This window comes from Luedemannella flava, from assembly GCF_039528515.1.
In the GTDB taxonomy this organism is placed as follows: Bacteria; Actinomycetota; Actinomycetes; order Mycobacteriales; family Micromonosporaceae; genus Luedemannella; species Luedemannella flava.
The window spans coordinates 1-921 of sequence record NZ_BAAALT010000153.1 but is presented as its reverse complement, the minus strand read 5'-3'; the positions used below and the strand labels follow the sequence as shown (position 1 = coordinate 921).

General features: G+C 80.3%; 1 protein-coding gene. It reads left to right on the top strand.

What is annotated here, in order from left to right; translation table 11 throughout:
* Nucleotides 1–921, top strand: a 921-nt coding sequence (locus ABD211_RS22545) for a DUF5682 family protein (RefSeq protein ID WP_344135396.1), incomplete at both ends; no start/stop codon positions are given.

Sequence of the window (921 nt, the reverse complement as noted above, 5' to 3'; positions counted from 1 at the left end):
CGACCCGGTCGACCTCGCCCGCGAGGCGTGGATGCGCGGCCGCGTCGCGGCCGCGGCCGGCCGCCGGGTCGCCGTGGTCCTCGGCGCCTTCCACGCCCCGGCCATGCTCGCCCCCGCCGAGCCCGCGCCGGAGCACGCCCGGTCGGAGCTGGTGACCTCGCTCGTGCCGTACACGTTCGAGCTGCTCGACAGCCGGTCCGGCTACCCGGCCGGCATCCGCGACCCGCACTGGCAGCAGGCCGTCTTCGAATGCGGCGCCGACCCGGCCGGCGTCGAAGGGCTCGCGTCGTCGTTCGCCGTGCGCGTCACCGCCGCCCTGCGCGAGGCGGGACACCCGGCCGGCCCGGCCGAGTCCCGCGAGGTCGCCCGGCTCGCCATCGACCTCGCCCGGCTGCGCGGGCTGCCCGCGCCCGGCCGGGGCGAGCTCGTCGAGGCCCTGCAGACCACCCTCGCCCAGGGCGAGCCGACCGGCCGCGGCCGGGCCGTCGCCAAGGCGATGAGCGGCGTCCTGATCGGCGACCGGCGCGGCCGCCTCGCCCCCGGCACCCCGGCCAGCGGCCTGCTCCCGTCGGTCACCGCGCAGCTCGCGAAGCTGCGGCTGCCCGCCCCGGGCGCGGCCCCGCAGACCCTGCGGCTGGACCCGCTACGCTCCCCGCTGGACCTGCGCCGCGAGGTGACGCTGCGCCGCCTGGCCGTCTGCCAGGTGCCGTACGCCAGCGCCGAGGACGTGGTCGGCGTCGGCGGCGCCGACGCGCTCACCACGGCCTGGCGCGTGCACTGGTCGCCGGCCACCGACGCGGCGATCACCGTCGCCGGCCTGCTCGGCGTGACCCTCGCCCAGGCCGCCGCCGGTCGGCTGCGCGCGCAGCGCGCCAGGGAGATCGCCGAGGGCGGGCCGACCGCAGCCCAGGCGCTGGCCGG